The following is a 4,256-nucleotide window of genomic DNA, read 5'->3' as shown; positions in this document are numbered from 1 at the left end:
GATCACGACCGCCGATCCGGCGAGCTCCGCCGGCGCATCGACCACCGGGAACGGCACATAGATCGTGTCGCTGGTATGCTCCTCGTACTCCACCTCGGCCTCGGCGAGCGCGGTCTTCTCGACCACCGACCACATCACAGGCTTGGAGCCGCGATAGAGCTGGCCGGTCTCCGCGAATTTCATGATCTCGCGGGCGATCTGCGCCTCTGCGGGATAGGCCATCGTCAGATAGGGGTTGGCCCAGTCGCCCTCGACGCCGAGGCGCTTGAACTCCGCGCGCTGGACATCGACCCAGTGCTCGGCAAAGGCGCGGCATTCCTTGCGGAACTCGACGACCGGCACGTCGTCCTTGTTCAGCCCCTTGGCGCGATACTGCTCCTCGATCTTCCACTCGATCGGCAGGCCGTGACAGTCCCAGCCCGGCACGTAGTTGGAATCGTGGCCGAGCATCTGCTGCGAACGGGTGACGAGGTCCTTCAGCACCTTGTTCAGCGCATGGCCGATATGGATGTTGCCGTTGGCATAGGGCGGGCCGTCATGCAGGACGAAACGGTCCCGCCCCTGCCCGGCCTCGCGCAGCTTGCGATAGAGGTCGATCCTGGCCCAGCGGGCGAGCAGTTCCGGCTCGCGCTGCGGCAGGCCGGCGCGCATCGGGAATTCGGTCTGGGGCAGGAAGAGCGTCTGCGAGTAGTCGACGCCGTCACCGGCAGTGGGGGCGGCCTTGGCGTTGTTGGTCTTGTCGGTCATCATCCGGCTCGGACAGTCGGGACGGCGGGCCCATCGGCTGGCCTCGGGCGTCCACTCTTGAAACGGGAAAAGCGGTCTTCAACCCGGACTGCGCAAGCGCCCGCGCCGTGTCTAGCGCGAGGCGGCAGCCGGGCCCGTAATTCGCCGGGAAAGATCGATCAGCATGGCGCGTTCGGCGGGCATGAAGGGGCTTCTAGCAGGCGCGGCTCACGGAAGGAAGGGCGGCGTCTTCGTCAGGATGTCGCGCGCACGGGTGCTGTCGGCATCCATCTGCGCGATCAGGGCCTCCAGCGTGTCGAACCTGGCTTCGCCACGCAGCCAGCCGACGAAGGCCACGTCCACGCGCTTGCCGTAGAGATCTCCGGAGAAATCGAAAACGAAGGTTTCCAGCCGCGGCGCACCATCATCGAAGGTGGGCCGGCGACCGAAGCTGGCAACACCGTCATGCCAGACGCCTTCGATCTTCATGCGCACCGCATAGATGCCGTGGCGGAGCCTGCAGTCGCGGGCGAGCTGCATGTTGGCGGTCGGGTAGCCGAGCTCGCGGCCGCGCTTGTCGCCATGCGCGACGAGGCCCCGCACGAACCAGGGCCGCCCGAGGAAATCCGCAGCGCGTGCGGCATCCCCCTCCTCCAGTGCCGTGCGGATCAGCGTCGACGACACCGCCTCGCCCTGCCAGGCGAAGGGCGGCACCACGCTCACCGGAACCGCGGCAGCAAGGCAATGGGCCTGCAGCATCTCCGGCGAGCCGGTGCGCCCCTTGCCGAAGTGGAAATCGTAGCCGCAGACGAGGCCGGCAGCGCCGAGCTGACGGATCAGCAGGTCATCGATGAAATGCTCGGCCGGTATCGCCGCGATATCGCGGTCGAAGGGCAGGACGAAGACCTGGCCGAGGCCGGCCTCGGCCAGCAGTTCGAGCTTGATCTGGGGCGGCGTGAGCCGGAAGACCGGCTGGTCGGGGCGAAAGACGCTGCGTGGATGTGGCTCGAAGGTGAAGGCTGCAGGCCGCGTTCCGAGGTCGCGCGCCATCGCGCCCGCGACGCGGGCCAGCTCGGCATGACCGCGATGGACGCCGTCGAAATTGCCGAGCGCCAGGACAGCGCCGCGCAAGGCGTCGGGTATCGGCTTGTCGAGGTCGAGGACCACGGCCGCCGGCTCGGGGCTCAACGGCGCATCGGCAGGGGATGACATCGATCAGGAACGTCCGTCTGCCCGCAACCCGGGCGATGGCCGTGTTTGCGGCGAAGGCCTGCGGGCCGTCAAGGCCGCAGGCGGAACAGGCGGGTCAGGATTTGGGCTTCGGCGGCATCGCCACCCAGGCCTCTCCTTCCATCACCGCCTTGCCGTCGACAAGGCATTCGCAGAAGAAGCGGACCCGGCGGCGTTCAGGCACGAGCTCGACCACCTCGACGCGCGCGGTGACGACATCGCCGATCTTCACCGGCGCCAGGAAGGTGAGCGTCTGCGAGAGATAGACGGCGCCCGGCCCCGGCAAACGCGTACCCAGCAGCGCCGAGATCAGGCTCGCCGTCAGCATGCCATGGGCGATGCGCTGCCCGAATTTCGTATTGGCGGCGAAATGGTCGCACAGATGGATCGGGTTCGCATCCCCGGACAGCTCCGCGAAGAGCGCGACATCACGCTCCATCACGGTGCGCATCAGGCTTTCGCTCCGGCCGATCGCCAGATCCTCGAAGCTGTGGACGGTGTAGAGCGTGCCGGGCATCGTCTGAACTGTCATGGATCTCACGCGCGGCCCTTGCGAACCGTCGCCTCCTGTCCCCGCCCGCGAACACCATCTCGCAAGCGCAGCATGACCGCAATTGGACTTTGGTGCGGCGCATCGCCATGCCCTTGCGTCACTTGGCGATCGGATTAACCGCTTCGCAATACCGCAGCGTTATCACCGGAGAACGAGTGGAGGCCGCCTTGAAAGGCGGCGTGGCACTGGTATGTCCTGGCGCCGCAACCGCCCTGCCTGGAGCGTCTCAATGGCTCTCGATCCGTCCATGCCGATCCTCGTGGTCGATGACTACCAAACGATGATCCGCATCATCCGGAACCTGCTGAAGCAGCTCGGTTTCGAGAATGTCGACGACGCCTCGGACGGATCGGTCGCGATCACCAAGATGCGCGACAAGAAATACGGTCTCGTGATCTCCGACTGGAACATGGAGCCGATGAGCGGCTTCGAGCTGCTGCAGAAGGTGCGTGAGGAGACCGCGCTCTCGCAGACGCCTTTCATCATCGTCACGGCGGAATCGAAGACCGAGAACGTCATCGCCGCCAAGAAGGCCGGCGTCAGCAACTACATCGTGAAGCCGTTCAACGCGCAGATGCTGAAGTCGAAGATCGAGTCCGTCTGCGTCGCCGCCTGAGGCAGCGGCCCACGGAGCAGGCCGCGTTCAGGGGAATGCGCGGTGACGGCAAGCGGCTAGATCGCCTCACCAGACCAGATGCGGCATCGCATAGGCCGGACGATGCGTCTGCCGGCCGAACCAGCCATGGCGCTCCTCCCAGGATGCTTCCATCAGGTCCTGGGCGTGAATCCCGGCCAGCACTATGATGCCCGCGGCGCCGAAGCCGACCGCGCCGGCAATGTCGGTGCGGATCGCATCGCCGACCGCGCAGATCCGGTCACGGGCGATCGGCGCGCCACGGCTCGCCTCGGCCTCGGCCAGCGCCGACTCGTAGATCGGGCGATGCGGCTTTCCGGCATAGACCACCTCGCCGCCGATCTCTTCATAGGCCAGCGCGACCGCGCCGGCGCAGGGGATGATGCGCCCGCCGCGCTCGACGACGAGATCGGGATTGGCGCAGATCAGAGGCAGCCTGCGCGCGGCAAAGCCGGCGAGCAGGTCGGCATAGCTCGCCGCCGTCTCGTTCTCGTCGTCGAACAGGCCGGTGCAGAGCACATAGGACGCCTGTTCAGGGCTGGTTTCCTGGACGTCGAGCCCGGCGATCAGCGGCAGGTCGCGATCGGGGCCGAGGCGGTACATCGGCTCCCCGGCGCGGACGCGAATCAGCGCTCGGCAGACATCGCCCGACGTCACGACCGCGTCCCAGGCTTCGCGCGGCACGCCGAACCCGTCGAGCTGGCCGATGATGACCTCGCGCGGGCGCGGCGCGTTGGTCACGAGGACGACGCTGATGCCGCGCTCGCGCATCCGCATCAGCGAAACGACAGCCTCGCGATAGGCGGCGACGCCGTTATGGACCACGCCCCATACATCGCAGAGGCAGAGATCGAAACGGTCGGCGACCTCCGAGAAGCCCGAAAGGGCGATGGTTGAAGCGATCCCCGATGGCGACACTGTCTCGATCTCCGCTGGCTAGAGACGCATGCCTCGATCATCTCGGTCGAACCCGATCGAAGCCGGCTCCCGAGGCGGCTGGCGCCCCGCTCAGCTGGTCTAGACGGGATTCGTCGGGAGCGGAACCGGATGTTGCCTGAGCCGGCTCCGTCAGGCGATCGCGCGGCGCAGCACGGCGCGGAACGGCAGCCGCTC

At 66.9% G+C, this 4,256-nt stretch carries 5 protein-coding genes; 1 reads left to right on the top strand and 4 read right to left on the bottom strand.

The annotated features are described in order from the left end of the window. The 3 genes from ACIPIA_RS11115 to ACIPIA_RS11105 form a co-directional block, all read right to left on the bottom strand. The coding region (locus ACIPIA_RS11115) for a class I tRNA ligase family protein (RefSeq protein WP_400509452.1) at positions 1 to 747 on the bottom strand (747 nt) is incomplete at its 3' end. Between the two features lie 207 nt (positions 748 to 954). After that, on the bottom strand, positions 955 to 1,938 hold the full coding sequence (locus ACIPIA_RS11110; RefSeq protein ID WP_400509450.1) for a bifunctional riboflavin kinase/FAD synthetase: 984 nt from the start codon (positions 1,936 to 1,938) through the stop codon (positions 955 to 957). Between the two features lie 94 nt (positions 1,939 to 2,032). Beyond that, on the bottom strand, positions 2,033 to 2,488 hold the full coding sequence (locus tag ACIPIA_RS11105) for a MaoC family dehydratase (protein WP_400509448.1): 456 nt from the start codon (positions 2,486 to 2,488) through the stop codon (positions 2,033 to 2,035). A gap of 250 nt (positions 2,489 to 2,738) precedes the next feature. Here ACIPIA_RS11105 and ACIPIA_RS11100 point away from each other — a divergent pair, with 250 nt between their 5' ends. Beyond that, positions 2,739 to 3,125 carry a response regulator gene (locus ACIPIA_RS11100; protein WP_400509446.1) on the top strand — a complete coding sequence of 129 codons (387 nt, stop codon included), beginning with the start codon at positions 2,739 to 2,741 and terminating at the stop codon, positions 3,123 to 3,125. 66 nt (positions 3,126 to 3,191) lie between these two features. Here ACIPIA_RS11100 and ACIPIA_RS11095 read toward each other — a convergent pair whose 3' ends face one another. After that, positions 3,192 to 4,061, bottom strand: a complete 870-nt coding sequence (locus ACIPIA_RS11095; RefSeq protein ID WP_400509444.1) for a TIGR01459 family HAD-type hydrolase — start codon at positions 4,059 to 4,061, stop codon at positions 3,192 to 3,194. Positions 4,062 to 4,256: the final 195 nt, after the last annotated feature.

Origin of the sequence: Allobosea sp. CER48, from assembly GCF_044752385.1 — a bacterium.
In the GTDB taxonomy this organism is placed as follows: Bacteria; Pseudomonadota; Alphaproteobacteria; order Rhizobiales; family Beijerinckiaceae; genus Allobosea.
The sequence above is the reverse complement of the archived record's forward strand: the minus strand, read 5'-3'. Positions and strand labels throughout refer to the sequence as shown.

What these genes read in the sequence shown, in the direction of transcription:
- ACIPIA_RS11110 (WP_400509450.1), bottom strand. Translation starts at nt 1,938, where the DNA reads ATGTCATCCCCTGCCGATGCGCCGTTGAGCCCCGAGCCGGCGGCCGTG.
- ACIPIA_RS11105 (WP_400509448.1), bottom strand. Translation starts at nt 2,488, where the DNA reads ATGACAGTTCAGACGATGCCCGGCACGCTCTACACCGTCCACAGCTTC.
- ACIPIA_RS11100 (WP_400509446.1), top strand. Translation starts at nt 2,739, where the DNA reads ATGGCTCTCGATCCGTCCATGCCGATCCTCGTGGTCGATGACTACCAA.